Annotated in this window: 29 protein-coding genes, 5 pseudogenes and 1 riboswitch; of the genes and pseudogenes, 27 read left to right on the top strand and 7 right to left on the bottom strand. The window is 34.6% G+C overall.

Features of this window, described 5'->3' with window-relative positions; all coding sequences use genetic code 11:
* From C568_RS0112990 to C568_RS0112975, 4 genes are all read left to right on the top strand, one after another.
* Complete coding sequence (locus C568_RS0112990) at positions 1-879, top strand: energy-coupling factor transporter transmembrane component T (protein WP_018781757.1); 879 nt, start codon at positions 1-3, stop codon at positions 877-879.
* Positions 852-2,513: an ABC transporter ATP-binding protein gene (locus C568_RS0112985; protein WP_179864033.1), complete on the top strand. Its 1,662-nt coding sequence runs from the start codon at positions 852-854 to the stop codon at positions 2,511-2,513. The genes C568_RS0112990 and C568_RS0112985 overlap by 28 nt, the downstream gene beginning before the upstream one ends.
* The gene (locus C568_RS0112980) at positions 2,486-3,208 is read left to right on the top strand and encodes an ECF transporter S component (protein ID WP_018766309.1); all 723 of its coding nucleotides are present in this window, start codon (positions 2,486-2,488) and stop codon (positions 3,206-3,208) included. Before C568_RS0112985 ends, C568_RS0112980 begins: the two co-directional genes overlap by 28 nt.
* A 214-nt stretch (positions 3,209-3,422) precedes the next feature.
* Positions 3,423-4,133, top strand: coding sequence for a YwiC-like family protein (locus C568_RS0112975; RefSeq protein WP_018766310.1), 711 nt, complete (start codon positions 3,423-3,425; stop codon positions 4,131-4,133).
* Between the two features lie 46 nt (positions 4,134-4,179).
* Here the strand turns inward: C568_RS0112975 and C568_RS0112970 are convergent, their stop codons facing one another.
* Positions 4,180-4,371 (bottom strand): hypothetical protein, encoded by a 192-nt coding sequence (locus C568_RS0112970; protein ID WP_006095316.1) that lies wholly within the window; start codon positions 4,369-4,371, stop codon positions 4,180-4,182.
* 334 nt (positions 4,372-4,705) lie between these two features.
* A riboswitch (SAM riboswitch) is annotated at positions 4,706-4,804 on the top strand.
* Positions 4,805-4,906: 102 nt separating this feature from the next.
* Between C568_RS0112970 and C568_RS0112965 the strand changes: the two genes are divergently transcribed.
* From C568_RS0112965 to C568_RS0112955, 3 genes are all read left to right on the top strand, one after another.
* A complete protein-coding gene (locus C568_RS0112965) occupies positions 4,907-5,167 on the top strand; it encodes a hypothetical protein (RefSeq protein WP_003202914.1) in 261 nt (86 codons plus the stop codon).
* A 283-nt stretch (positions 5,168-5,450) separates the two neighbouring features.
* Positions 5,451-6,026 (top strand): NAD(P)H-dependent oxidoreductase, encoded by a 576-nt coding sequence (locus tag C568_RS0112960; RefSeq protein ID WP_018781755.1) that lies wholly within the window; start codon positions 5,451-5,453, stop codon positions 6,024-6,026.
* On the top strand, positions 6,023-6,385 hold the full coding sequence (locus C568_RS0112955; RefSeq protein ID WP_018766312.1) for a hypothetical protein: 363 nt from the start codon (positions 6,023-6,025) through the stop codon (positions 6,383-6,385). Before C568_RS0112960 ends, C568_RS0112955 begins: the two co-directional genes overlap by 4 nt.
* A 210-nt stretch (positions 6,386-6,595) precedes the next feature.
* Here the strand turns inward: C568_RS0112955 and C568_RS31905 are convergent.
* From C568_RS31905 to C568_RS0112935, 4 genes and pseudogenes are all read right to left on the bottom strand, one after another.
* Positions 6,596-6,887 (bottom strand): annotated as a pseudogene (locus C568_RS31905) (TIGR00366 family protein); the annotation flags it as partial.
* 37 nt (positions 6,888-6,924) lie between these two features.
* Positions 6,925-8,187: a serine hydrolase domain-containing protein gene (locus tag C568_RS0112945; protein ID WP_018781754.1), complete on the bottom strand. Its 1,263-nt coding sequence runs from the start codon at positions 8,185-8,187 to the stop codon at positions 6,925-6,927.
* Between the two features lie 100 nt (positions 8,188-8,287).
* Entirely contained in the window at positions 8,288-9,487 is a 1,200-nt protein-coding gene (locus C568_RS0112940; protein ID WP_018781753.1) for an MFS transporter, read from the bottom strand.
* 14 nt (positions 9,488-9,501) lie between these two features.
* Complete coding sequence (locus C568_RS0112935; protein ID WP_003202902.1) at positions 9,502-9,921, bottom strand: MarR family winged helix-turn-helix transcriptional regulator; 420 nt, start codon at positions 9,919-9,921, stop codon at positions 9,502-9,504.
* 189 nt (positions 9,922-10,110) lie between these two features.
* On the opposite strand from C568_RS0112935, the gene phaZ reads away from it, so the two are divergent.
* From phaZ to C568_RS0112920, 3 genes are all read left to right on the top strand, one after another.
* A complete protein-coding gene (gene phaZ, locus C568_RS0112930; protein ID WP_018781752.1) occupies positions 10,111-11,013 on the top strand; it encodes an intracellular short-chain-length polyhydroxyalkanoate depolymerase in 903 nt (300 codons plus the stop codon).
* A gap of 124 nt (positions 11,014-11,137) precedes the next feature.
* Positions 11,138-12,334: an MFS transporter gene (locus C568_RS0112925; RefSeq protein ID WP_018781751.1), complete on the top strand. Its 1,197-nt coding sequence runs from the start codon at positions 11,138-11,140 to the stop codon at positions 12,332-12,334.
* Positions 12,318-12,518 carry an NETI motif-containing protein gene (locus tag C568_RS0112920; protein ID WP_018766317.1) on the top strand — a complete coding sequence of 67 codons (201 nt, stop codon included), beginning with the start codon at positions 12,318-12,320 and terminating at the stop codon, positions 12,516-12,518. The genes C568_RS0112925 and C568_RS0112920 overlap by 17 nt, the downstream gene beginning before the upstream one ends.
* A gap of 128 nt (positions 12,519-12,646) precedes the next feature.
* Here the strand turns inward: C568_RS0112920 and C568_RS0112915 are convergent, their stop codons facing one another.
* Both C568_RS0112915 and C568_RS34240 read right to left on the bottom strand, forming a co-directional pair.
* Entirely contained in the window at positions 12,647-13,159 is a 513-nt protein-coding gene (locus C568_RS0112915) for a GNAT family N-acetyltransferase (RefSeq protein WP_029427251.1), read from the bottom strand.
* Positions 13,160-13,193: 34 nt separating this feature from the next.
* A complete protein-coding gene (locus C568_RS34240) occupies positions 13,194-13,409 on the bottom strand; it encodes a hypothetical protein (RefSeq protein ID WP_033796268.1) in 216 nt (71 codons plus the stop codon).
* A 269-nt stretch (positions 13,410-13,678) separates the two neighbouring features.
* On the opposite strand from C568_RS34240, the gene C568_RS0112910 reads away from it, so the two are divergent.
* From C568_RS0112910 to C568_RS36425, 17 genes and pseudogenes are all read left to right on the top strand, one after another.
* On the top strand, positions 13,679-14,083 hold the full coding sequence (locus C568_RS0112910; RefSeq protein WP_018781749.1) for a hypothetical protein: 405 nt from the start codon (positions 13,679-13,681) through the stop codon (positions 14,081-14,083).
* A 52-nt stretch (positions 14,084-14,135) separates the two neighbouring features.
* Complete coding sequence (locus C568_RS0112905; protein ID WP_018766320.1) at positions 14,136-14,444, top strand: WXG100 family type VII secretion target; 309 nt, start codon at positions 14,136-14,138, stop codon at positions 14,442-14,444.
* Positions 14,445-14,461: 17 nt separating this feature from the next.
* Positions 14,462-15,193 carry a DUF5081 family protein gene (locus tag C568_RS0112900; protein ID WP_018781748.1) on the top strand — a complete coding sequence of 244 codons (732 nt, stop codon included), beginning with the start codon at positions 14,462-14,464 and terminating at the stop codon, positions 15,191-15,193.
* Positions 15,193-15,522 carry a hypothetical protein gene (locus C568_RS0112895; RefSeq protein WP_006095325.1) on the top strand — a complete coding sequence of 110 codons (330 nt, stop codon included), beginning with the start codon at positions 15,193-15,195 and terminating at the stop codon, positions 15,520-15,522. The genes C568_RS0112900 and C568_RS0112895 overlap by 1 nt, the downstream gene beginning before the upstream one ends.
* A 35-nt stretch (positions 15,523-15,557) precedes the next feature.
* Complete coding sequence (locus C568_RS0112890) at positions 15,558-17,309, top strand: hypothetical protein (protein WP_018781747.1); 1,752 nt, start codon at positions 15,558-15,560, stop codon at positions 17,307-17,309.
* Positions 17,310-17,327: 18 nt separating this feature from the next.
* Positions 17,328-17,873, top strand: coding sequence for a SecY-interacting protein Syd (locus tag C568_RS0112885; RefSeq protein ID WP_018781746.1), 546 nt, complete (start codon positions 17,328-17,330; stop codon positions 17,871-17,873).
* A gap of 633 nt (positions 17,874-18,506) precedes the next feature.
* Positions 18,507-19,082 (top strand): CdiA family toxin C-terminal domain-containing protein, encoded by a 576-nt coding sequence (locus C568_RS0112880; RefSeq protein ID WP_018781745.1) that lies wholly within the window; start codon positions 18,507-18,509, stop codon positions 19,080-19,082.
* A 129-nt stretch (positions 19,083-19,211) separates the two neighbouring features.
* Positions 19,212-19,625 carry a ribonuclease toxin immunity protein CdiI gene (cdiI, locus tag C568_RS0112875; RefSeq protein ID WP_018781744.1) on the top strand — a complete coding sequence of 138 codons (414 nt, stop codon included), beginning with the start codon at positions 19,212-19,214 and terminating at the stop codon, positions 19,623-19,625.
* 575 nt (positions 19,626-20,200) lie between these two features.
* Positions 20,201-21,013 (top strand): annotated as a pseudogene (locus C568_RS30755) (hypothetical protein); the annotation flags it as partial.
* Positions 21,014-21,028: 15 nt separating this feature from the next.
* Positions 21,029-21,370 (top strand): hypothetical protein, encoded by a 342-nt coding sequence (locus C568_RS0112865; RefSeq protein ID WP_018766323.1) that lies wholly within the window; start codon positions 21,029-21,031, stop codon positions 21,368-21,370.
* 729 nt (positions 21,371-22,099) lie between these two features.
* Positions 22,100-22,366 (top strand): hypothetical protein, encoded by a 267-nt coding sequence (locus tag C568_RS0112855; RefSeq protein WP_018766324.1) that lies wholly within the window; start codon positions 22,100-22,102, stop codon positions 22,364-22,366.
* Positions 22,366-22,590 carry an HNH endonuclease gene (locus C568_RS31900; RefSeq protein ID WP_231398747.1) on the top strand — a complete coding sequence of 75 codons (225 nt, stop codon included), beginning with the start codon at positions 22,366-22,368 and terminating at the stop codon, positions 22,588-22,590. Before C568_RS0112855 ends, C568_RS31900 begins: the two co-directional genes overlap by 1 nt.
* Before the next feature lie 105 nt (positions 22,591-22,695).
* Positions 22,696-23,151, top strand: coding sequence for a YrhA family protein (locus tag C568_RS0112845; protein WP_018781742.1), 456 nt, complete (start codon positions 22,696-22,698; stop codon positions 23,149-23,151).
* Between the two features lie 327 nt (positions 23,152-23,478).
* Positions 23,479-23,702 (top strand): annotated as a pseudogene (locus C568_RS35400) (HNH endonuclease); the annotation flags it as partial.
* A 105-nt stretch (positions 23,703-23,807) separates the two neighbouring features.
* Positions 23,808-24,143, top strand: a complete 336-nt coding sequence (locus tag C568_RS0112840; RefSeq protein ID WP_003209539.1) for a hypothetical protein — start codon at positions 23,808-23,810, stop codon at positions 24,141-24,143.
* A gap of 180 nt (positions 24,144-24,323) precedes the next feature.
* Positions 24,324-24,807 (top strand): annotated as a pseudogene (locus C568_RS31895) (hypothetical protein).
* 260 nt (positions 24,808-25,067) lie between these two features.
* A pseudogene (locus tag C568_RS36425) lies at positions 25,068-25,301 on the top strand (pre-toxin TG domain-containing protein); the annotation flags it as partial.
* Positions 25,302-25,695 lie beyond the last annotated feature (394 nt).

Here is a 25,695-nt window from a genome sequence, read left to right as displayed (position 1 = left end):
ATGAAAATCATTTTTTCTTCTTTACATCCTTTTGTGAATTTTTTCTATTATATTGGGGTGATGATACTATGTACGATGTGTCTTCACCCTCTTTTTTTAATGGGTGCGATTATTATGATTGTACTGTTAAACATCATGCAAGGAAATGGCGAGAAAATAAGAACAATGTTACCAAGCACATTTGTTTTCTTTGTAATGGTGATTGTGTTAAATCCTTTGCTAACGCATAGGGGAGCGACGACATTGTTTCGTTTAGGGGATAATCGAATTACATTAGAAGCGTGCATGTATGGGTTAATAATGGGATTATTATTACTTGCTATTATGTTCACATTTACTTCCTACAATGACATGATTTCAAGTCATAAATTTTTGTATTTATTTTCACGGATTTCACCGAAAGTGGCGCTATTGACAATGATAACAGTGCGTTTTGTTCCTTTATTCATCCGGCGTTTAAGACAAATTACACTTGTTCAAAAAACAAAAGGTGTTCAATTAGATTCAGGCTCATTCATAGGGAGAATCAAAAATGGAATGAAACTCTTGCAGGTGTTGCTTGTTTGTTCTCTAGAAGATGCATTACAAACGGCAGATTCTATGCAAGCGCGTGGATTTGGAGTGACGAAGCGTAGTACGTACATTCGATATCGAATGGAAAGGCAAGATTGGTATATACTTGCCTGTTTAGTGATTTTATTACTAAGCTGTTTTGTGTTTAATTATTGTGGTGCTGGTAAACTATTAATCTATCCAAGGGTGGAATTACTTGTATTTCAGCAATATGATGGACTATTATTCGTGTTATTTATACTGTTTATTAGTTTACCAATCATAATGGAAGGGAGGGAATGGTTATGGTGGCGCATGCAGAAATAAAAAATTTAGCATTTACGTATGCTGATGAAAAAGTACAAGCATTAACAGGCGTTTCCTTAGCGGTTTCTCAAGGTGAATTTATTGTGCTCGCTGGTGGTTCAGGATGTGGTAAGACAACACTTTTGAAACATTTTAAGAAAGAGTTACTCCCAATTGGAAGGCGCACAGGTAGTATGTATTATAATGGAACTTCTTTACTGGAGATGCCAGACTTATTGTCAGCACAAGAAGTGGGAATGGTGTTTCAAAATCCAGAAAATCAACTTGTTATGGATACGGTAATTCAAGAATTGGCATTTTCTCTTGAAAATGTTGGTTTAGAGACAAGTATAATTCAAAAGAGAATCGCTGAATTAATTAGTTTTTTAGGTTTTCAAGATTTGTTACACCAGTCTGTTCACACGTTATCGGGAGGACAAAAACAACTTGTTAATTTAGCGGCAGTTCTTGTTTTGCAACCTAAATTGTTACTGTTTGATGAACCGACAGCACAGCTTGATCCAATTGCAGCAAAAGATTTTTTAGGGTTATTGAAACGAATTAACGAAGAACTCGGGATTACAATTATCATGAGTGAACATCGTTTAGACGAAGTAATGCCACTAGCAACTCGAGTTGTGTTTATGAATGCTGGGGAAATTATTTATGATGGAATTCCGCAACAGGTTATATCTAAAATGTGGACAGTAGAAGAATTCCGACCGTTTATTCCTCAAATTCCAAGATTGTTTTTAGAATGGAATGTAGAGCAAATACCCTTTACGGTAAAGGGAGCACAAACACAAATTCATTCCGAGTTACCTATCGAACATGAAGTGCCAGTTATATCGCAAACAGAAAAAAAAGAAGTGATTTTACAAGTAAAACATATATCCTTTCAATATGAAAAAAATAGCCCTTTTATTTTACGGGACTTAACCTTATCAATTGAACAAGGGAAGTGGACTGCGCTTGTTGGGAAAAATGGTACTGGAAAATCAACACTTTTAACCATCTTGGCAGGATTAAACAAAACTAGAAGAGGAAAAGTACGGTGGAACGGAACGGAGATTCATAAAATTGATTCAAAGGAACGATTTAAAAGAATAGGTTTTGTATCGCAACATCCATATTATCATTTTACATATGAGACGGTGTGGGATGAAGTTTTTGAAAGAGCAAATGAATTATATGGTGATATAGGGAAAGAAATCGCAGAAGATATGTTGAAAAGATTTTGGCTTCATTCTATTCGAGATCGTCATCCACATGATTGTAGTGGGGGAGAACAACAGTTAATCGCACTATGTACGGCTTTATTATCGAAGCCAAATTTATTATTACTAGACGAACCTACAAAAGGGCTTGATCCAGAAAAAAAAGAAAAATTAGGTGTGCTGTTTCAAGAGTTACAAAAAGAAGGAACAACAATTGTGATGGCAACACATGACATTGAATTTGCAGCTAAATATGTTGATCATTGTATGATGTTATTTGATGGGAACGTAATTATGGATGATACACCAAAGAAATTCTTTAGTGATAATTTCTTTTATACAACATCTATTAATCGTTTTATTCGCAAGCAATTACCTTATGCATTAACGTGGGAGGATGTGTACAAATCGTGTCCAAGCGATATTTTGCTCTCATAATGCTTAGTTTCATTATTGTAATAAGTACGCTTCTCTTTACTTCTTTTGTAACAGATAAATATTATATTTGGTGTAGTTTATTTTTATTATCCATTATCATGTTACCTTTTTATATACGATTTGAGAGGAAAGCATTTGTTTCACGTGAAATAGTCATTGTAGCTGTTTTAGCAGCAATAGCAGCAGTTAGTCGTGTACCGTTTTCCATTATGCCGAGTGTACAACCAACATCTTTTGTTATTATTGTATCTGCAATTGTTTTTGGAAGTGAAACAGGCTTTATGATTGGGGCAACGGCAGCACTTGTATCTAATATATTTTTAGGACAGGGGCCTTGGACACCGTGGCAAATGTTTTCTTGGGGAATGATAGGCTTTATAGCTGGTTTACTTCGAAATACATTTATAATGAGAAAGTTATGGGGGAGAGTCATCTATGGGTTCATAGCCGGCTTTGTTTTTGGCTGGATTATGAACTTGTGGGGGATACTTGGCTTTTTAGAAGGATTAACATGGAAAGACTTTATTGCATACTACGCTGCAAGTTTTTACTTTGATCTAGCTCATGCACTCTCAAATGTAATTTTTCTTGTTTTGTTTAGCTCATCGTGGATTAGAATTATTACAAGGTTTAAAAAGAAATATGGAATTTTAGATGATGATAAAGAGCTATTATCTCAAGTAAACAAAGCATAAGTACATATCATAAAGCATAAGAATATAAAGTAGGGTCGCGACTTACATATTCGTTTGCCTCTTTCATGCTTCTTACCACTGGTGAGAAGCATTTTTTCATACATATTATATTGTGAAAAATGTCAAGAAATCGATTTAATATGCTTCGATTTTTATATGAGATTTTTTATATAATAGTAAATGAGAAAAAATTCAAAGAGGAGATGCCTTATTCATGAAGCTAGTTGTTCCAAAGCAGCACGGTGCATGGGGGATGCTGTTGATTCCATTTATACTTAGTGTAATACTTGGTAAAGCTACTTTCTATCATATTCCACTCTTTATCGCTTGGTTATTTATCTATTTAGCAACATATCCATTTTTAATGTACATGAAGCAACCGCGAAAGAAAGAATTTTTACATTCAGCAATTATTTATTTTATTATTGCATGTGTCTTCGGTATACTATCTTTACTATACGAGTGGAGAATTCTTTTCCTCGCAGCTGTTATGATTCCGCTCTTTTTTGTGAATATATATTTTGCTCGTCAAAAAAGGGAACGAGCTTTAGTAAATGATATTTGTGCAATACTTGTTTTCTGCACGGGCGGTTTGATTAGTTATTATTTTTCAATGAAAACAATTGATGAAACAGCATGTTGGATTGCAGCAACTTCTTTTTTATACTTTTTAGGTAGTACATTTTATGTGAAAACAATGATACGTGAAAAGAATAACCCGACATATCGCTATGTATCATGGGGATATCACATTTTCTTAACTGTTGCATTGTTTGTAGTAAACCCATGGCTTTCTCTAGTTTTTATACCTAGTCTAGTTCGAGCAATTATATTATATGGTAAGAAAATATCTATTTTAAAAGTAGGGGTTTTAGAAATCGTTAATTCTGTATATTTTTTAATTGTCACGGCAATACTGTTTTAGTATGCCATTTGAGTTACATCCCATCTAGTAAATAGATGGGATGTATTTATTCTTGTTCCAAAATATGAACCGCATGATCACATTTTTGTAAGGCGTGCTCCACAGCCTGTAAGGATTGTTCTATACGTTCTCGATTATCACTTTTTTCGACTGTTTGTAATGCGTTTTCTAAAGATTGTTTTGCTTCATGTAAAGAATGATAAGAATCTTGAACATATCCACGTGCGTTTTTGCTCATTATATATTCCTCCTTTATCCCGCTATTTGTGGGCAGTAATACTCCTACCTCAAAATTCGGTGAAAGAAAAGAAGTTAGGTGGGAGTTAAACTGCCCGTAAAAGCTCGATTGGTCGGGCTAATAATCAGTGGGGGATGTAGAAAACCCCCACTGATTAAAGTTCCACTCTATTGCATACACTTCTAGTATGAGCGTTAGAAAAGAAAATATAACTTGTTTTAAATGTTTTATCCCTGCTATTACAGATAGTAATGGTTCAATTGATTAAAGTTTCACTTTATATGATTTGACAATTGAAATGAAAATGGCTATAGTAGGCTATAAAGTGAATATTTTCTTATCCAGAGAGGTGGAGGGACTGGCCCGATGAAACCCAGCAACCGCGATGCAGGTGCTAATTCCAGCAGAACATATTTGTTCTGGGAGATAAGACGAAGATATATACGTAACTTCTTCTTATCGAAGAGGTTTTTTTGTTGCAAAAAAACCGATTCTAAAAACAACAGAATAAGAAGAAAGGGGTTGCAATTGTACTGTGACACTTGAAAAATACGTAAAGCTGCGTAATGCAGTATATGAATATATGATGGAGCAAGATAAACCAATATCACTATTAGATATTCAAGAACATATCGTTTCGCATCATGAAGGAAAATTCACGAAAAAAATGTTACACCAATTTTATTTATCAAGGTTATTAGACGAATTGAAACTGGATGGGAAAATTACTTTAGCTGATGAAGAATACCTCTATGCTGAAAAAGGGGTATATTATAAGGCGCGAAAAGGGAGCTAGGCTCTCTTTTTTCATGCTATAATTTATCTGAAAATTAAAAGGAGTATGTAGAGTAAAAGACTGCAGAAGCAGCCTGATACAAGGGAATGGTGTTGAGTGTGTAGTGTCAAAAGTTGAATATGCCCTGAAAGAGGCATTTCATTCGGCTAAAAACGAAAAGAGACACCTTCGCCGAGTAGGTGTCAGTTGTTGTGTCATGTAGGCTTGCTACTTGACATGTATTAGAATATCATGCAAACCAGGCGGAGTCAAAAGGGAATTTAAGGAAAGGTGTTGTTTGGAGATGAATGTACTAATCATATATGCACATCCCAATCCATCTAGTTTCAATGCAGCTATATTAGAAAATGTACAAAAAGGACTGCAAAAAACAAATCATTTTGTTACATTGCTTGACCTATATAAAGAACAATTTAACCCAGTACTTATTTTTAATGAAGATAAGAGAAGACGTGATTTAGTATATGAAGAAGAGACAGAAAAATACAGAAGATTGATCAAAGAGACAGATTTTTTTATTTTTATTTATCCAATATGGTGGTGGGGAATGCCAGCTATTTTGAAAGGGTTTATTGATCGCGTTTTTGTTACAGGATTTGCTTATAAATATGAAGGGGCGTTACCAAAAGGATTACTCATAGGAAAAAAAGCATGGGTTATTAATACTTTAGATTCGCCGTTATGGTACGTGGCACTCTTATATCGCTCTGCTGATTGGGTGATTATGAAAAAGGGGATTTTACGATTTTGTGGTATACGCCAAATAAAACGTTCAGTCTTTCAATCTGTAAAAACAAGTAAAGCGATAAAACGGGAAAAGTGGCTGCTAGAAATACAAGAAAATGCTAAAAAATTATGAGTGAAATAGAAAACATAATGAGATGCTGTAATCGTACTGATGAATTGTTCCGTACATATATTGCTTGTTTGCTTCAATTGAAACACCATAGCGAGATGTTTCAAAAAGTGTATCAAGAACTAAGAGTTGATTATTTAGTAAGGGGAATTTGTGAACGGGAAGTCGATGGGGTTATTAAAGAAAGTAAGGAGTATAAGATGTATGACTTACCCAAAGCATTACGGTGGGATCTTTTACGAGCAAACCCTTCGAGTATAGAAAATGTATGTACAGAATTATTTGGGTATGGGAGTTTAAATTTCACTACTAGGGAATGGGAAAATGTGATTATATGTATTGAAAATGAACAATCACAATAGTAGTTATTATGTAAAAAAGCTAGTATAAAACTAAGTCATATCGTTTTCAAATCAGCGAGGGGAAAGAGTTACTTGTTCATTTTTATTGAGATTGTGTAGAAATAATAAAGTTATTTCATTTTTCTTCTAAGAACACTCCCCTTCTGGCAAACGATATATAGGAAATTTTTTTAGTTGTTTCGTAATTGTTTTATTTAGTATCATTTTGATTTAAATAAAAAGAAAGCATAAACTGATGATTACCCCTGCATATAGTAAATTAACAACACAAAACCCTATCATATCGCGCACCTAAACCGACAATGGCTAATACAGGTAATGCCCAGAAAGGCTGTATTAAGTTCGTCCAAGCATCGCCCCAAGCGATTGCCATCACAGTTTTCGCGGTAGGTACACCAAGTTCTGTGCCAGCTGGGATCATTTTAGGGGCTTGAACGACTCATTGTCCGCCTCTAGATGGAACAAAAACATTTACAATTCTCGAGCTTAAAAATGTGAATAATTGAATGTTTTGATGAATCATAAATAAAGAAAAGCTTTCACTCCTGTGAAAGCTTTTCTAAGTGTTTTGCAATTTGTATATACATATTGGAGTAAGTAGAATGGACATCACTGCTCGGACTAGCATTTGATGAAAAGTGTACAATCACCATATTTGCATTTGGATCGATATAGAGGCATTGTCCGTAACTTCCTAACACTTCAAAAGCGCCCTGTTCGTTATGAGGAATCCACCATTGATTATGATAAGAAATAGGTGCACCTGGCCCGATTGCTAATTCGCCTTCTTGTACGCTCTTTACACTTTCCGAAATAGAGGAAGGGAGAACTTGCACGTCATGATAGCGACCGTTATGTAAAATCAATTGCCCAAATCTGGCCATATCTCTTGCAGTGGCGTTTAAACCAGCGCTTGCCTGTTCAACTCCTGTTTCATCTGTAACATAATATGCATTTTCTTCCATACCTATTTTGGACCAAATTCGTTCACTTACATTTTCGGCTAATGATTTACCGGTCACTGTCCGTATAATCCAGCCGAGTGTTTCAGATGAGCCGTTATTATATGAAAATGCAGTTCTAGGTGATGCTGTTTCTTTTGCTTCTCGTAACATATCATAAATTTTCATTGGGCCATCATAGTTTTTAGCACGAGGAAGAATATTACTAGCTAAATATAACTGTGCATCTTGATTTTCTAATCCCGGTTGTATATACCCATGTGTCGGGTATTCAGCAGAAACCTGCATGTCCATTAATTGTTGAATTGTTGCTTTCCCGAAAGGTGTATTTCGTAATTCTTTGACATATGTTTTAGCGGTCTTGTGTACATTGATGAGTCCTTCTTCGGTTAATGATTGTACAAGTGCACCAGTAAATACTTTTGCTAAAGAGGCCATTCCATGCGGCTCATTTTGTTTATATCCATTGAAATAATGCTCGTAAACAAGTTTTCCGTTATGTACAACGACAAATGCATCTGTTTTATTCTCATCTAATAGTTTTTTTAAAGGAATATTGCCTCCATTTTCCTTTTTAACAGAAAAATCATCTAAGTTTTGTAATGCAGTAGGGAATGGGGATACTTGCTCAGGATTATTTTTCACTTCGCTCGTTAACGCTAATTCTTTCATATGTGTGTATGACCAACGTAAGTAGGGGTCTTGTAACCAATTTTCTTTTGTCACGTTCTCTTTAGAAGGAGAGACTTTGTTTTGTTTGAAAAATGCAAATCCAAGCCCAGTTACTATAAATAGTAGTGTAAGTATGAGCAATAAAAGGGGAGATTTTTTAAAGTTCATCTATGTACCTCCTTGTTATTTCTACAGTTAGTATACGCTCGTTTTCTTAGAAATACAAAATAAGGAAAGTAAACAGAGGAGTTTACTTTCCTTATTAACATTAAGCTGATAATTTTCTGTCTGTATGTTGCTTTTTGAACTTTTGTTTTCTGCCATGTAGACCATAATAAATAAGTAATGTGAATGCAACGATAATGGCAGCAATGAAATACATATTATGATAACTTGATTTTGCAGCTACTATACCTAATATGAAAGAACCGAAACCAATACCGCTATCAAAGAATGAGAAATAAGTGGCTGTTGCTGAGCCGCGTCGATGGTTTGGAGCCGCGGAAATAGCAATGGTTTGGAAACTTGGAATTAATGTTCCGTAGCCTAAACCAATTAATACACCTGCACCAAGGAACCAAAATGACGTTTGTGCTTGGCTTAAGATGAACATTCCAATTGTAAAAATAATAATCGAAGGATAAACAAGTATATTTTCACCCAAACGATCAAATATTTTCCCTGTGAATGGACGAGAAAGTACAACAACGAGTGCGTACACAATAAAGAAGTAGCTTGCAACTTCTCCTAAACCAATTTCTTTTGCATAAATAGGAATAAAAGATAAAATGCCACTATAAGAAAATGCTAAAACAAATCCTGTTAGAGCAATTGGAACTGAAGAAGGTTCAATTAAATCTTTCCATTTCATTCGTTCACGTTTTTGTTTACTTACTGGCTTTTCATGTGGAATATTTACAAGTAAACCTAATAGAAATGCTAGTAATGAAAATACAGAACAAACGATAAATAGAATAGTAAATGAAAAGTGCGAAATAATCGTTAAACCTAAAAAAGGACCGATTACCATCGGCAGACTCATAAATACACCAAAATAGGCAAGTGCTTCACCGCGGCGATGCGGTGGTGCGACATCTGTTACAATTGTACCTGTTGCTGTAGTCGCCATTCCAAATCCAATACCATGAAGGAAGCGCAGGGTAAGTAATAAAAATAAACTTTGTGCACCGAAATACATCACGGTAGCAGCTAAAAATAACGAAAGTGAAATAAATAATATTTTCTTTCTCCCTAAATCGTCAAGCCACTTTCCGGTAAATGGGCGGCATAGGACAGAAGAAATAAGGAATACTGTTGCGACTAAACCAATTTCTTCTGGTTTTCCTTTCAATCCGTCTATTACATAGACGGGCAGGGTGGTCATAAGCATGTAAAACGTTAAAAAGAGAAACAGACTACTAAAACAAGTTCCAAGGAAGTCCTTCGTCCAAAGTCTCTCACTTTGCATCGTCATCCCTCCAATTAATCATCTAAATTTTTAATAATAGCTTCTAGTACTTGAAATGCTCGCTGCAAGTCTTCTTCATTAATATCCTGCAACGTTTTTTCTTCAAAAGTATCAACTTCTTCTTGCCATACTGGAATCATTTCTAATGCTGTTTCTGATAAGGAAATGAGCTTTTCACGGCGATCTTTCCCCTCAGTTCGAATGATCCATCCCATCGTTTCCATACGTGTTAATGTACGAGTCATCGTTGGAGATTCAACGTTTAAGTATTGACATAGCTCAGTTTGTGTACAAGGCCCCGTTTGATTGATTCGGAAAATAACAGCCCATTGTGCACTAAATAAACCTGTTGGTGACACACGTTCATTAAATTTCTTAGTAAACTTTCGAGAAGTTTGACTGACAATGTGAAAAAAATGTTGTTTTTCGTCCATGTATTTAATCCTTTCAAATTAGTTACCTAGCTAACTATATACCTCTTTACCATAATTGTCTAGCAATAGATATGTTGTTTTATGTAAAAATTTTGTATAGTTTTCGTATTGAGAACATACATTCTATATGGTATTCTGAAAATAAGTTTACAATTTTCTTTCTATTATAGTTGGATGGGGGAATGTGTGATGATTAAGCCTGCAACAATGGAATTTGTTTCGTTATCAAATGGAGAAACAATCGCATACCAAGAAGTTGGAAGGCGAAATAAAGAAATACTTATACTCATTCACGGGAATATGACATCTTCACAGCATTGGGATTTAGTCATTGAGAAATTACAAGATGAATATCATATTTATGCCATTGATTTAAGAGGCTTTGGGAAATCAACATACAATAAGCCAATAGATTCATTGCAAGATTTTGCAGATGATGTAAAGTTATTTATAGACGAGCTACAATTGAAGAAGTTTTCACTGATGGGCTGGTCAATGGGTGGTGGCGTCGCAATGGAGTTTACGGCTTGCCATACGGAGCTTGTAGAGAAACTTATTTTGGTAGAATCAGTCGGAATGAAAGGATATCCAATCTTTAAAAAGGATATTAATGGTCAGCCTATCGTATCCACGTTATTAAAAACAAAAGAAGAAATTGCGCAAGATCCTGTTCAAATTGCTCCTGTACTAGATGCCATTAAAAATATGAACAAGCTTTATTATCGAACGGTTTGGGACTTACTCATTTATACACATAACAAACCAGATCCAGAGCGCTATGAAAAATATTTAGATGATATGTTAACGCAGCGTAATTTTGTTGATGTAAACTATGCTTTAATTACATTTAATATTTCAGATGAACATAATGGAGTCGTTCCTGGAAATGGATATATCCACCGTCTGCAAGTTCCAACTCTTGTCGTACAAGGAAATCGCGATTACGTTATACCGCAAGTGGTAGGAGAAGAATTAGCAAAACATCTCCCGGATGCTGAGCTAGTCATATTAGAGGATTGTGGGCATTCGCCGTTTGTTGACTGTTTAGATGAATTTACGCAGCATGTTACAGGTTGGTTAGAAAATAAATAAGCTGAAAATAGATGGAAAAAGAAGTTAGACAAGATTCTTCTAACTTCTTTTTATATCCTTACATATTATTGTTCAAAAAGTTTATAATGAAGGCTGGTGAACATGTAAAGGGAGAGGGAACAGGATGTCAATACGATTTACATTTTGGATTATGGTGGGGATTGTTGCGATTTCTGGATTATCGCAAGGGATGCTTCTACCAGCTATCGCAATGATTTTTGAACAAGAAGGAATTCGTTCCAGTATTAATGGAATCCATGCAACTGCGTTATATATTGGAATATTATTTATTTCGCCATGGCTTGAAAAACCGATGCAACGGTTTGGAATGAAGCCAATTATCGTAATCGGTGGATTTCTCGTTATCATTTCATTATTCTTTTTTACACAAACATTTTCATTCTGGATATGGTTTTTACTTCGCTTTCTAGTAGGAATAGGGGATCATATGTTACATGTTGGAACGCAAACGTGGATTACAACGACATCTGATCCAAGTAAAATTGGAAGACAAGTATCTATATATGGAGTGTTTTTTGGTATCGGTTTTGCAGTAGGACCATACTTAGCGAGTACTGTTCAATATGGACTTGCAACTCCATTTATTGTATCGACGATTCTTTGCTTAATAGGGTGGTTGCTATTACTTCCAACTAAAAATGCTTTTCCAGCTCAAGATGAAACAGGGAAAGAAAATGAATCATCGCTTTCTCGTTATAAGCAAGTATTTGTACTTGCGTGGATTGCACTTATGGGACCTTTGGCATACGGTGCGTTAGAAGCAATGCTGAATAGTAATTTGCCAGTATATGCACTTCGAAAAGGTTGGTCTGTTTCTGATGTATCCTTCTTATTACCCGCATTTGCAATCGGGGGAATTATTACACAAATTCCACTTGGTATATTAAGTGATAAATATGGAAGAGATCGCATTTTAACGTGGACATTCAGCATCAGTACAGTAGTTTTCTTACTTGCTGCGGTGTTTGACGGGTATTATTGGATTGTATTTGGGTGCATGCTCTTAGCTGGAATGGTAATCGGTTCATGTTTCTCATTAGGACTTGGCTTTATGACGGATTTATTACCAAGACACTTACTGCCAGCAGGGAATATATTATCCGGAATTGCCTTTAGTATAGGAAGTATTATGGGACCTGTATTAGGAGGCGTATTTATAGAAAAAATACAGTATACAAGCTTTTTTATAGCAGTTATGATAATAATGGCAATTATTGCACTTCTATATATCACATATATGAAAAGTCAATTCGCATCAAGAAAAATAGAAAGTAGGTTAGGGCATGACAAAACAACCTAATAAGAAAAAATTTGAAGTACAAGAGAACGAAAGCATTACAGATTGTTTAGCACGTATGGAACGTGAAGGATATGCACCTTCGCGCCGCATGGAAGAGCCGATCTTTCATGAAGTGAAGAAAGATGGACAAACAGTTGTAGAACCGTGCGGAAGAAAAATTGTTTTTGAAGGAAAGTTGAAATAAGGAGAGGTTCTTTGTACTGAACCTCAAAAGTTAGACTTTAATCGGAGTGATTCCTCACTCCGATTTTTCTTTTCGTTTTAATCCAGTTTCGATACGATTTCAAGTATGACTCTTGGGGGTTTATGGAATCATAGTTTGATCCAGTAACGCTGAACAATTTCGCCAGTATTCTGGGAAATTACTTCATCTTCTAAGATACCTCCAACTTTTTGAATGGTTTTGGCAGAGGCGATATTTGCTTTGTCACAAGTTATCAACACTTTCTCCAATCCTAATTTTTTCGCTTCAAATAAGGAAAGCTGAAGTTGCCCAGTGGCGTAACCCTTTCGACGTTCGCCCGGGTGCACGCTATAACCGATATGTCCGCTCTCCATCAGTAATTCTGGTGTTAATCGATGGCGGATATTGATGAAACCGATTAATTTCCCCTTTTCAATGCTCAAAAACTGAGTAGATGGAACTCGATTTAGTGGTAAATTTTCTCCCTTTTCTTGGATTGTGACTTTTTCAAGCCATTCGTCAAAGGAATCAAATTGTTGTAAGGAACAACTACCATGCGGTTGTTCTCTTGCATCTAGGAATGCTTGCCGATAAGCCATGATTTGTTTGCTATGCTGGTGTGTTGGTTTCACTAACTGCATTGTCATCATCTTTCTCCTATATCATTTTTTTACATTACACTGTCTTACTTACTTGCTCTAACTCATTATAGTTTATAATATTTAGAATAAATCGAACAGAGTAAGCAGGGGAGTAGTTTAATTTTCTAGCACTAAACCTTTCAGACAGTTTCATCCATTGACTAACCAGTTCAAATGAAGGAATACCGTATTTTTTCAAAAGAGTAGAATAACCATAACTCGAATTAAGAGATTCTTCAACAAGACGCATTTTTAACCTGCTATTCGCTGGCAGTAAGTATTCTACTGATGGAAGTTTCTGGGTTGTATAGCTTTATAAAATTACTTGCTATTTACAAAGTGGGCATGATGAAGTGTTCTATCTTAATAGATAGTGAAATGACTATCATTTTTTGGTAAAATATTGATATAAAAAAAGATTCATTATATATTAATAAATCAGAATATAATCGCAAGAAATTCTATACGAAATATATTGAAAAATATATTATCTTATCAAGGTAAATAAGGGGGATCATGATGTCGGGAAGTTTGGTGGATTCGTTTTTAGAGTTTTTCGGGTATACAGAAAGTAAACGGAAGCGTGATCAATATGATAAATTGCATGATTACTTAAAAAGTAAGGAAAAAGAATTAGAAAAATTGATTGAAGAGATTGAATCAGCAAAGAAAAGGTATGATGCGAAAAATGGTGGATTATCATCTGATAAAATTCCAGCTCGTGAATTTGAAGTAAAACGTCCTCAAAAGGATCAAGAATACTCCAAGACAATCAGTTATTTTCGCGAAGCCCTAGGTAATGTAAGGTCTGCTAAAAGCAGGGCATATCAAAAATGGGAGGAATATAAGGCACAAGCAATTTCAGAAGAACAAACAGCTGCAGCAGCTATAGAAGCAGAAAAAAATAGGTTAAAAAACTCTTAGAGATAGTGGAGTAGAAAATTGTATAAAGTATTGAAGGAAAAGGGGAATGGGAATGCATCGTCAAGAAATTGAGATTCATGGAAATGAAATATCGAGTGCCATTTCTTATGCAGAGCAGATTGAAAAGGGAGTAAAAGAATCACTCCAGCAAGCAAATGAACTAAAATCACATGTAACCGGTTCTCGTTGGAATGGGAAAACACGAGATGCCTTTTTATGTTATTTAGAATTGCTCATCCAGTACAATTCTGAAGTCGCAGATGCACTTGAAGGACAGACGAAGGCGCTTAAGGAGCTTGATAAGAACATTCATTCCTTTACAAATAGGGATGAAGTAGAAAATATAAAAAGATTGAAATAGAGAGGAGGATAAAACAGATGGGAAGAGAAGTGTGGAGCTTTACACCTGCTGAACTGTACACATTAGCTGGTGCAGCTGGAGTCACGTACATATTTGGCTTACAAGAGCGTGAAATTCTTGCTTTAACCGATGAAGATTGCATAACGAAAGCAACAGCGGAATTGAAAGAGAAAGGGCTTATTACAGAGAATAATGGGCTGACACCAGCGGCTTTTCAGCTGATTGAATTACTGAGGGCATATCAAGAAAGCCAAGAGTATACGCGAATTAATAATCTATTAATTGGATTTTTGCCACAAGATAAAGACAGAGTAGCTGTCTTAACAGAACGAAAACAAAATGAAGAATATGAAATTCATTACATAGCGAAGCGAGATGTCTATTTTTCATTACTAGAACGGATTCCATTTTTAATGCGAGAACCAAGAGAAATTGAAGATACCTTCTTTACAAAGAAGATGACAGAAAAAGAGCAGCAAACTTTTGAAGAAATGGATTTATCTGAAAAGGATTTACTAGCTATCGAAACAGTGTCTCGCCCGCGAAGCCGAAGAGCAGAAGATAGAGGGAAATGGGAATGCTTCTTGTACTTTACAGAGGGGGAAGACTTTATTCAAATAGAAGTAGAACGTAAGCGTTATGAATGGGCTAGTCTGTATGCGGTGAATAAGAAATTATATGATGTTTTAAAAATGCCGTATAAGAAAATAAGTGATCCACGACAATTCTCGTTAGGAGGACGAAATTAATGCAAATACCAATGGAAGATGGCGGAGCAAGTAGCAGTTCAGAAATTGTATTGAATTATGATGAGATAGAAGACATTATAAGACGTCTTCAAAGCATATATAACATTTATTCAGGTGCTATAGCGACAAATGCGAAAAATCTAGAGAAGTGTCAATTCTATCTTGAAGGAGAAGCGATGCGAGTTATAGACGTGTATCCGAAAATATTAAATAAAATATTGGAACTAGCAGACCATTATAACCGAGCGGCATCCATTGTAGAGGTTGTTCGCCAAGAAATGAAAACACAAGATGAAGAATTACATAATAAATTACAACCTCAAGAATAACTACGGCTGATACGGGAATGGGGGATGGAAGAAAAATGGATGTTAGTTATAAGCCGAAAGATTGGGTAGATATGAAAGATGGCTTGAACCAAATCACAAAAGATACATTCGTAAAATTACATCAAGCGAATGGTCTTTTAAAAGATGTACAGGAAAGAATACATGATCTTGATTCAGATGGAAGTATTTATTTTCATCATAAAGATCAGACTGAAACAATTGCGGAATTACATGTTGCATATACGACTCTACAAAAATATTGTGATGACGCAGGAGGAGTCGTTTATGATCATATTGATAAACCATTTTTAGTAACAATGGATCAATTTGCACAAAAAATGAGAGATTTATCAATTAAAAACTTTGAAACTACAAACCGAATTGGCTCTACAACAACAACTACAGTACCAGGTTCATATAGTTACGGTAACACACCGCAAACGATCACAACAACAAAACCTAAAATAACGGTGGATGATATTTTCAAAGACTCACGTGCATTTGATAAAGTTCTTCATGCTGAATATGAAGAATGGAAAAGAAAAGATCCAAACATGAAGCTTGAATATGAAGAATACAGAAAACGTGTTCCTTCGACGCGAGGGTTTGAATACAGATCAATAGAGGATGAGCAAAAACAACTAGAGGCATGGCGTGACTTTGGATTAGGAGTTCTAACAGTCGGAGCAATGTTCATTTGTCCACCATTAGGGGTTGCAGCATCACTGGTATTTGGCGGGCTCCAAGTAAAAAGTGCCCATGACGGAGAAGACTGGGGAACACACCGGAAATTAAGTCAAGGAGAAAAAGTAGAAAGATATGTTTCGGGTGGCCTTGATGTCTTCACGGGTGGTGTCGGAGGAATTGTAAAAGGATTTAAAACCCTTGGATCATTTGGGAAATTGCAAGGGGAAGTAACGAGTTTCAAGCCAAATGCAGGGAAAAATATGGTACAATCATTGCAAGACGGAAAAAATATTACGCTTGACCGCATGAGACTAGCAGGCCTAAAAGCAGAAAAATACGGAAATGAAAAAATGTATCAGCTTGGCGGAAAAATGGCTGGGGGTGTAGATTATGTAACAGCTACACTCAAAGGCGTTGAAGCAGCTGAAGACGGTACATTGATAGGGAAGCAAGCTGGCCCAGGGAAGGTTACTGAGTGGGTTAATGCACGCCATGCAGAGAGCAGTAAGAAAATTAATGATGAGATACAGGGGATTGAGGTTTCGCTTGCGGAGAGGATAGGGAATGGTAGTTCAGGAGTTAGTGGAGCTAAGGGTACGGGTAATACAAACCATCCAGTGAGAGTATACCGTGATATCAATGACAGCGTTTTAAATAAAGAGTATGAAATAATTACTAGAAAAGGAACATTTGTTACTAAAATAGTAGCAGATGAAAAACTTGTTGTGGACATGCCTTATATAGGTAAAGGGAAGCAAAGTACAAATTCAGAAGGCTGGCTTAGAGATAACAAGTATTATTTTAATGAACTATATAAATTACATCCTGAGTATTTTAGCGATGCAAACATCAAAAATCTTAATAATGGATGGGCTATTGTAAATGATGCAGTCTTTAGGAGGCATTTCCCTCAGTATGATATTGTGGGATTAAAAGGAAAACCTTTAGTGCATCATCATATTGGTGGTGGCGGACAAGCGATGGCTATTCCACAACCGTTGCATCCGGGGAGTGGAGGAATCCATAATATAGAGAAACAAATAGGTATATGGGGGAAAGATCAGGGAAATGCTGAACGTCTTCAAGTATTTATTAAGTAATTTTGTTGGAGGTATAACATGGAAATAAAAAAAGCATTAGAACATTATTATAAAGAACTTATAAATGTATGGGGTACAAAATATGGTACATATCCTAAAGTACCGTGGGATGAAGAGATTGATCCTCTATTGTATTTAAGTAATCCAGATGAAGAAGAATATGTATATTGGAAACCTATTGAAAAAATTGATTTAGATAATTTTACAGAAATTGAAAAAAAACTGGGTATGAATATTCACCATGCAATGAAAGAATACTTTAATTCGTATTGGTTCTTAAGCTTACAAGGCTTTTACGGCTCAAGATTAGTTAATCTCGAACCTGTAGAACCAGGTAAATCTATATTAGAATTTTTTCAAGTAATGAAACAATATGAAGAGAAAAATGGAAGAGAACTTAGATATATACAAATAGGATTTGTCTCTCCAGAAGATATGGCTATTATCTTTGACAATGAAACAGGACAGATATTGATAGAGAATTTTGAAACAGAAGAAAACGAATTTCTTGCTAATTCACTTGCTGAATTGATAAATAATTTAAAAGTTGAATTGGAAGTTTAAGAGGTATTACTATTATGTAAACTCTATATGGAAATTTGTTTTACTGATTAAATAATCTAATTTCATTATAGAAGTACACCGATGTATTACGTGCAATGAAAGAATGGAAAACGAAGTACGAGCTTAGGCGAGATGACATTTTACTGGGCGATGAATATAAACACATGGAATGCATATTAAACTAACGAACTCGTACAAACTAGTAAGTTTTAACATAGTAGTTGTCACGACATATAAAAGGTGTCATGCTGTTACTACAAAATTTACAAATATATGCTACTTAAAAATAGATGAACTTAAAGCACTTGATTGTCAATTAAAGGCAACGAGTGCTTTTTGTGTTTTAACGTGAAATTTAAAAAAGAGAACTATAATTTTATAAGTGCACAAAGTATTAAATTTTTATAGTTTGTAATGGCTATGTACAGTATACGAAGATAGTAGAGGGAAATTGTAAAAGGTGCCAAAGTAATAACAAACTTTGGATTATTAGCGAAAAGGTGAGGTGGAGAAACTAGTTTTAATCCAAATATAGTATAATCATTGTGAGACAACAAAAATATTTCGCCTGACCGCATGTGACTAGCAAGATTAAAAACAGAAAAATAAAAACTGTATCAGCTTGGCGGAAAAATGGCTGGGGGTGTAGATTATGTAACAGCTACACTCAAAGGCGTTGAAGCAGCTGGAGACGGTACATTGATAGGGAAGCAAGTTGGTCCAGGGAAAGTTACCGAGTGGGTTAATGCACGCCATGCAGAGAGTACTAAGTTTATGGATGGTAAGATTCAGGGGATTGAGGCTTCGCTTGCTAAGGGTACGGATAATCTTAAATTTAAAGAAGGCTACTATGTTGAACATTTAACTGGAGAAGTAGAAAAGTGTACAAACCGTCACGGTGTAAGTGGTGGACATAACTATGATCAATTTAAAAAATACTTTGATAACAGTGACCAATATAAATTGGAAGAAGTCAAGAGAGTTGAGCACTCAGATATTAAAGGTATATATGATATAGAGTATAGATTGAAAATTGAGACAAAAGATTATAGAGGTCAAGGGACCGGGGAATTTAAATTTGTACCGAAGGAAGGAAAAGACCCCTTACGCAAGACCGTATATGATCCTAGTGTGATTTCAAATGAACAAATTATCAAACTTGGTAAAGAAGCTATGGAAGATGGTCTTCTGAAAAAACAAATAGATTAGGATATCAAGATAAAATATGGGGAACATCCAGTAACGGACTTAAGTTTGAAGGGTTTAGAAACAAAGAAACAGGCGAAATTAGTAACTTTTATCCAGTTATTTAATTTGATAAATAAAGGATGGATACGTATGAACGAAAACTTTAAATCAGAACGAAAATTATTTAGAGATACTTACACTAATAAAAATTTAAAAAAGCAAAATGTAATAAATGTTTTAGTAGAATTAACTCTAGATTATAACTTCATAGAAATTTTACAAGGATTTTTAGTTGAAAATGTTGTAAGAAGAGATACATTAGGTGTTGTGTATTCTGATGAATTTGATCCTGACGATGATGAATACTTTGGAGAGGATAAAGTATTATTTTATTATTACTACGGATTAGATGAAACACAAGAGGATATTGTCAACCATGAAGAACTTTGTGACTATTTAGGAGTGGCTTGTGACTTCTATATTAAGAAATACCCTGATAAAAAAGTTGAAGTTAAAAATTTATTAGAACAAATAAAAGGGAAATATCAGATTAAAGAAAATTAAAGTTTTACATACTTTGATTGGCTAAATGCTTTTCAAGGTTTTTTACTTAAAAAATTTTATAGTTAAAATACCCTGATATCTGAATCAAAACTCATGAAGATGAGTAAACCTGTGACAAAAAATAAAAATAACACTTACTGCTCGGTATATATTTACACATGAGAACGACAAAACTTTTGTTGTTAAAGTTAAATATACACAGATAAAAAGGATTTACTTTTGAAGCGGACAAAAAAGTATGCTATTTAAAAGTAAAGACTCATTATAGGGTACTATGTGTAACCATATAATCAAAAGACAGTACAAATTTAATCCTACTTAAAAACATATAAACTTAAAGCATTTGATTGTCTAGTAAAGGCAACAAGTGCTTTTTTTGTTTTAGTATAGAAATTAAGAGGTTCATTATAATTTTATAAAAGCATGAAGGGCTAAAATTTTATAGCAATTTTTATAGTTTGTAACGGCTATGTACAGTGTATGACGGTCATAGAGAAAAATATAAAAGGGATTAAATTAACAACTAATCTTGGATTTATTCACAAAAAGTGAATGAGGGGAATTTTTTTCATTCAAATATAGTACAATCATTGCAAGATGGAAAAAATATTACGCTTGACCGCGTGAGACTAGAAAGCCTAAAAGTAGAAAAATCTGAAAAAGAAAAAATGTATCAACTTGGCCAAACAATAGCCGGGGGTGTAGATTATGTAACAGCTACACTCAAAGGCGTTGAAGCAGCTGAAGACGGTACATTGATAGGGAAGCAAGCTGGCCCAGGGAAGGTTACCGAGTGGGTTAATACGCGCCATGCAGAGAGTACTAAGTTTATGGATGGTAAGATTCAGGGGATTGAGGCTTCGCTTGCGGAGAGGAAGTTAGGTAAGGAAGTTAGCGGTGTTGCAGGTAAAATAGATCCTCTAAGTAATCCTAAAATAGCAAAAGAAATTGAAGCTAACTCTGATGCTGTTTATGGATATTCACCTAAACAAGGGTCGCCTTTAGATAAATTCGGAATTGATTGGACCAATCCAGAAGAAGTTGCTTTTGCAAAAACTGAAAGAATGAAGTATCTTAAGGAATTAGAACAAAAAAGGAATCAGCTTACAAATGAGGTTACTAAACTTCAAAGTGAAGGAATGTCGCTTGAAGAAATTGCAAGAAAGAAGGTTGAAAAGCGAAATTTGGATAGAATACAATCATATCTTGATTCCAATAATCTTGAAGGACTCAATGCAATGAAAGCACGGAATCGTCAAACATATGGTAGAGAGGAAGGGCCTACACCAGAACAACTTTTTGACAAATATGGTTCATGGGAAGATGTAATATACAGTAGCACAAAATCAAGCCCAGCAATGGATGTGTTAACAGGTTTGTATAAGTAGTAGGAGGTTATGATTATGATTGAGGAAAAACAAAATCAAAATACACGGTGTTATGTGGAAAATAATTTAAGAATCCGTATACAGGAAATAGAGGATGGAAAAGCAAAACTGTGGGTGGCAATTGATAAGTTAAACATTTGCTTTACATTGATTATGTATGATTTTATGGATTGGTGTGAGCGAGAGATAAATATAAACTTGGAGATTGATAAGAGTTGGAATAATCATAGGGGTTTTATTATAGACAGTAAAGACCAAGTAATAATTATGTCGGAAATAAAAAGATTCATTAATGAATTTAATGTAAAACCTAATGAAAATGCTGATCAATTTTCAGATGCTGAGTGGTATGCATAAATATGACTTTTTTCTGATGCTATAAAATACTTGGAAAGCAGAATTTTTAGCTGGACATTATTTTTCTAACAAGAGAATCCGGGAGTTAGTCCTCTGGATTCTCTTTTCTGTCTTTCGAAATTTTCATACCCATAATCTTATTATCTTTAAGTTCTTTTGAATCTTTACGTACAATTTTATTCAAAGTGTCAGGAAGGATTGAACCAGTATATAGTGGGAAACCTATAAAACAGGATTCGTTCATAGTGGAACATCGTATTCAAGGAATGGAAACGGTTATACGTGAAATTTTAAATAAAGCAAGAAGATAATACTATGTCATAGAAGAAACTGCTTGAGAAGATATTTTTTATATAGCGGGATTATTTACTGAATTTCTAAAAAAACATTTTATGATGAAGATGATGAGTAATATTAAATAAGTAAATGCGGTAATAAAGACACCTAAACAATTTAAGTTGTTTAGGTGTTTTATTTTGTAAATTAGAGATAATATAATAGGATAAACATGGAAAATATATTAAGAAAGAGTTAGAATCTGATGAGTAGGTTTATAGGTATTAATAATTTTCTTGATTAAAATAAAAAAATGAACTGTTCAGTTAGAGTATGTAGATTTTAGACTTTCTCAAACTAGTGACCTTAATAATAGATATTGTTCAAAAAATGTATCGGATCGGCGGAAAGATGGCCGAGGGTGTGGATATATAGCAGCTGTCTTCAAAGGCCATGAACCAGTTGGAAACGGTACAATGTGGCGGTGGACCAGGAAAGGTTACCGAATGGATCAATAAGCATCATGCAGACAGTAGTAAGAAAATCAATGATGAGAAGGGGATTGAGGCTTCGCTTGCGGAGAGAATAGGGAATGCTGGCTCAGGAGTTAGTAAGTCAAACTTCCTAATGTTAAAACCGAAAAGGTTACTTTTAATAAAAGAAATCCAAATGACACAGCTCAATTGTGAAAGGATTTTAATAAGGTCAGGAAAGAGTTGATGAAATCTATGGCTGATAATCCTGAAAAAATAAAAGGATTAAAAAAATCTGCAATTTCAGATAATGATATTGAAGATACGAAGGAATTCGGACTAGTTCCTGACGATTGGCAAGCTCATCATAAAATCCCTTTGGATCAAGGTGGTAGCAATGATGTGGAAAACTTAGTTCTAATAAAAACCATCCCTATCAAAAGATTATTACAAATGAACAAAATTCATTAACAAAGGGTATGAAACCTGGGGACAGTAAAATAGTAGATTTTCCTATTCCAAAAGGAGACATTTATCCTCCTAATAAGGAATAAATATTTTTTAGAAGGTGATTATATGTGGAGAGAGCAAGTTAGTCAGATATCCAAAATAAGAGAGAAACGAAACCGAAAACTCAATTTACCTACCAATGAAAACGAGTTATCAAGATTTCGTAAATCTGTAGTAGAAAAATTTGGTGAAGATGTACTGCCACAGCAATACTATGAATTTTTAGAAACAGTTAATGGAATTGAATTTAATGGACTTAAAATTTATGGGATTGATCAAAATTTTTTGGATTCAAAGCCAAAAAATCAGGTGGATAGTTTTTTTGATGCCAATGAAACATGGGAGTCAATTAACGACGAAGATGAGCTGGTTTTTTTTGGAGATTCAGATATAGCTTGGTATTGTTATAATGTTTCTAAAAAAAACTTTGTTGAACTAGATAAGCCTTCAGGTGAGCATATGGAAACTTTTTGCGATTTTGATACTATGCTTGAATCTGCTTTCTCTGTAGCACTTAGTTAAATGTACAACCCGCCGTCAACTTTTGGCGGATGGAGAGTGTTGTGTAGCACACAGAACCTGACCAACTGCTAACTGTTTAAAGGTGTGAGATGATAGCAAATGAATCTGGATATTTATTACTGGAATTGGTAAAGAAAGTGAAGATTATAAATCACTATTTTTGACCTTGATTGGCTCATGCCTTTCAAGGTTTTTTGCTTATTAAATAAATGGTTAATATTTGTTTAAATATAGGCACATTAGTCATGTATAAAAAGGGGTGATTTGTTTGAGAATTGAGAGCTAATGAAGGTAGTACCATCATGGAGCTTTATTTTAGTACTTGAAAATGAAAAGCTGTATCAGCTTGGAGAAAAAAATGGCGAAAAACATAGATCACATGACTGCTAAAACTGGAAAATGAAATCAATGAATATAGCTTAATAACATCTAAGCAAGGCGATACAGATTTCCATAGCTGGGTAAATAAGCATCATATAGAGAGCAATAAGATTATAGATGATAAGATAAAGGGTGTAGAGGCTTCCCTTGCTAGTAAGGGTACGGATAACACTGCTGAAGAGATTTTGTTTTCACAAAAGTATATATTTAAATTAAGAACTGGTGAATGGCCTCCACCAGGGTGGAAAGGCTTTGAATGATAAGGGAGGATACTAATGGATACAAATATAACATTGAATATGGCTATGAACATTGCCATAGATTATAAGAGTAAATATAATTTATCAGGTGATATTTTAGAAAACTTGGAACGTACAATAAAATTTTATAGTGAGTTTGATAGTGTCAATGGACCAGTGTGGTTGGTTATAGTAAGCATAGAACCAAATGATTTTTTTGCAGAGAATGAATACACGATTGTTATTTCAGACAAAGAAGCAGCCGTTAAATATATTATCGACCCTAATGGTCATATTTTTTCTCCTCATTTAGAAACTATGACTGATGAAGAATTTGAAGAAATATTCGGTGGTGATGAAAAAGAAAATTAAAAACCAAGAAAATAAATATATTATTTTGAAGGTATAAATACTATCATTAATAAAATTAATAAATGAAAAATTTTTTAAGAGTATGTGTTAAAAAGATGATTTTTGTATTCTGGCATTCTCCCCTTATAGTAGACAGTTGAAAGAAAGTTACTGTACTGTTTATTATGGAGGGGATTTTTTATGTCTTTAGATAAGTATAAAAACATGTCTGATGAAGAGTTTAAACAATTGTCTAATGAAGAATTTCAAGATTATATTAAGTTAAAGAAAGAAGATTTCTCTAGGCATTATAGAAAAATAAATGAAATTACTGTAGATGTGGTATTAAAACCTGAGGAAGTAATAGCAATTGCGAAACAATATCATAAGAAAAGTAACTTAGATGGAGTGGTTAATGAAGACATCCACCAACTTTTCTTTGATGAGGCTTATACATTCAAAATTGATAAAGAAAATAGAAATAATGATGATGTAAGACCGGTATGGAGAGTATTGGTGGATTTACCAGAAAACCCTTTTCTTATGGAGGACTATACATTGATTGTGTCTGATAAAAATAAAAAAGTGATGGGGATGCTTGATCCAAACGGGCATCCGGTATTTAAAGGAAATGAATTTACGGATGAAGGAATATATTATGAATAATGAGGATTCTGAAGATTAATTAAATTGATAACTTAGTGTATAGTTTTATAAATAGAATAAATATCGTTATTATGCAATATTGCGAGTTTCTCGATTACTGGTAAAGGAACATCTCCACTTTATAACGTTATTTGTTGAAGTTTTTGTCTATACAATCTGAACTGGAAGATGTGAATAATCTTCCAGTTTTTTGTTGAAATAAAAAACGAGATATAATTAAAAGAAGGAAATATAAGTCATCTAGAAAAATTACGAAATATTGTTTAAAAGTATTTGCAAGCTGATGAGTTTATTGATGTAAACGATGCGATTAGAGCAGTTACAGGTACAGACCAACGGACAGGAAAAGAGCTATCCACAAAAGAAAGACTTATTGCGGCAAGTTGGACGCTTTTGAACATTATTCCGGTTAGAAAAGTCCTCAGTGTTGTTGGAAAAGCAATTAAGTATGGCGGGAAAATGGCGGAGGGTGTAGATTATGTAACAGCTACAATCAAAGGCGTTGAAGTAGCTGAAGACGGTACAGTGATAGGGAAGCAAGTTGGTCCAGGGAAGCTTGCCGAGTGGGTTCATGCACGCCATGCAGAGAGTAGTAAGAAAATTAATGATGAGATTCAGGGGATTGAGGCTTCGCTTGCTAAGGGTACGGGAGACACTAAATTTACCTATAAGAATAATCCTATGGATAATCCAAAGGCGATAAAAGATATACTTGAAAATCCAGATGAAGTTTATGGTTTTTCACCTAATCCTGATTCAACTCGTATAGGTAAATATACAAATAAAATAGATTGGAGTGATTTTGATCAAGTTGAAATTGCAAAACAGACAAGACAAGCATATCACGAGGCTAATGAGCAAATGTTGAATAATCCATAGAGTCAGGGATATTCTACAGAAGATATTG

The sequence above is a fragment of the Bacillus sp. 95MFCvi2.1 genome (assembly GCF_000374965.1).
GTDB lineage: Bacteria > Bacillota > Bacilli > Bacillales > Bacillaceae_G > Bacillus_A > Bacillus_A pseudomycoides.
The sequence above is the reverse complement of the archived record's forward strand: the minus strand, read 5'-3'. Positions and strand labels throughout refer to the sequence as shown.

What these genes read in the sequence shown, in the direction of transcription:
- C568_RS0112925 (WP_018781751.1), top strand. Translation starts at nt 11,138, where the DNA reads ATGTCAATACGATTTACATTTTGGATTATGGTGGGGATTGTTGCGATT.
- C568_RS0112890 (WP_018781747.1), top strand. Translation starts at nt 15,558, where the DNA reads ATGGATGTTAGTTATAAGCCGAAAGATTGGGTAGATATGAAAGATGGC.
- C568_RS0112915 (WP_029427251.1), bottom strand. Translation starts at nt 13,159, where the DNA reads ATGCAGTTAGTGAAACCAACACACCAGCATAGCAAACAAATCATGGCT.
- phaZ (WP_018781752.1), top strand. Translation starts at nt 10,111, where the DNA reads ATGATTAAGCCTGCAACAATGGAATTTGTTTCGTTATCAAATGGAGAA.
- C568_RS0112855 (WP_018766324.1), top strand. Translation starts at nt 22,100, where the DNA reads ATGAACCAGTTGGAAACGGTACAATGTGGCGGTGGACCAGGAAAGGTT.
- C568_RS31900 (WP_231398747.1), top strand. Translation starts at nt 22,366, where the DNA reads ATGAAATCTATGGCTGATAATCCTGAAAAAATAAAAGGATTAAAAAAA.
- C568_RS0112880 (WP_018781745.1), top strand. Translation starts at nt 18,507, where the DNA reads ATGGCTGGGGGTGTAGATTATGTAACAGCTACACTCAAAGGCGTTGAA.
- C568_RS0112985 (WP_179864033.1), top strand. Translation starts at nt 852, where the DNA reads ATGGTTATGGTGGCGCATGCAGAAATAAAAAATTTAGCATTTACGTAT.
- C568_RS0112960 (WP_018781755.1), top strand. Translation starts at nt 5,451, where the DNA reads ATGAATGTACTAATCATATATGCACATCCCAATCCATCTAGTTTCAAT.
- C568_RS0112970 (WP_006095316.1), bottom strand. Translation starts at nt 4,371, where the DNA reads ATGAGCAAAAACGCACGTGGATATGTTCAAGATTCTTATCATTCTTTA.
- C568_RS0112910 (WP_018781749.1), top strand. Translation starts at nt 13,679, where the DNA reads ATGTCGGGAAGTTTGGTGGATTCGTTTTTAGAGTTTTTCGGGTATACA.
- C568_RS0112845 (WP_018781742.1), top strand. Translation starts at nt 22,696, where the DNA reads ATGTGGAGAGAGCAAGTTAGTCAGATATCCAAAATAAGAGAGAAACGA.
- C568_RS0112895 (WP_006095325.1), top strand. Translation starts at nt 15,193, where the DNA reads ATGCAAATACCAATGGAAGATGGCGGAGCAAGTAGCAGTTCAGAAATT.
- C568_RS0112900 (WP_018781748.1), top strand. Translation starts at nt 14,462, where the DNA reads ATGGGAAGAGAAGTGTGGAGCTTTACACCTGCTGAACTGTACACATTA.
- C568_RS0112865 (WP_018766323.1), top strand. Translation starts at nt 21,029, where the DNA reads ATGATTGAGGAAAAACAAAATCAAAATACACGGTGTTATGTGGAAAAT.
- C568_RS0112885 (WP_018781746.1), top strand. Translation starts at nt 17,328, where the DNA reads ATGGAAATAAAAAAAGCATTAGAACATTATTATAAAGAACTTATAAAT.
- C568_RS0112840 (WP_003209539.1), top strand. Translation starts at nt 23,808, where the DNA reads ATGGATACAAATATAACATTGAATATGGCTATGAACATTGCCATAGAT.
- C568_RS0112955 (WP_018766312.1), top strand. Translation starts at nt 6,023, where the DNA reads ATGAGTGAAATAGAAAACATAATGAGATGCTGTAATCGTACTGATGAA.
- C568_RS0112920 (WP_018766317.1), top strand. Translation starts at nt 12,318, where the DNA reads ATGACAAAACAACCTAATAAGAAAAAATTTGAAGTACAAGAGAACGAA.
- C568_RS0112975 (WP_018766310.1), top strand. Translation starts at nt 3,423, where the DNA reads ATGAAGCTAGTTGTTCCAAAGCAGCACGGTGCATGGGGGATGCTGTTG.
- C568_RS0112945 (WP_018781754.1), bottom strand. Translation starts at nt 8,187, where the DNA reads ATGAACTTTAAAAAATCTCCCCTTTTATTGCTCATACTTACACTACTA.
- C568_RS34240 (WP_033796268.1), bottom strand. Translation starts at nt 13,409, where the DNA reads ATGCGTCTTGTTGAAGAATCTCTTAATTCGAGTTATGGTTATTCTACT.
- C568_RS0112905 (WP_018766320.1), top strand. Translation starts at nt 14,136, where the DNA reads ATGCATCGTCAAGAAATTGAGATTCATGGAAATGAAATATCGAGTGCC.
- C568_RS0112940 (WP_018781753.1), bottom strand. Translation starts at nt 9,487, where the DNA reads ATGCAAAGTGAGAGACTTTGGACGAAGGACTTCCTTGGAACTTGTTTT.
- C568_RS0112990 (WP_018781757.1), top strand. Translation starts at nt 1, where the DNA reads ATGAAAATCATTTTTTCTTCTTTACATCCTTTTGTGAATTTTTTCTAT.
- C568_RS0112935 (WP_003202902.1), bottom strand. Translation starts at nt 9,921, where the DNA reads ATGGACGAAAAACAACATTTTTTTCACATTGTCAGTCAAACTTCTCGA.
- cdiI (WP_018781744.1), top strand. Translation starts at nt 19,212, where the DNA reads ATGAACGAAAACTTTAAATCAGAACGAAAATTATTTAGAGATACTTAC.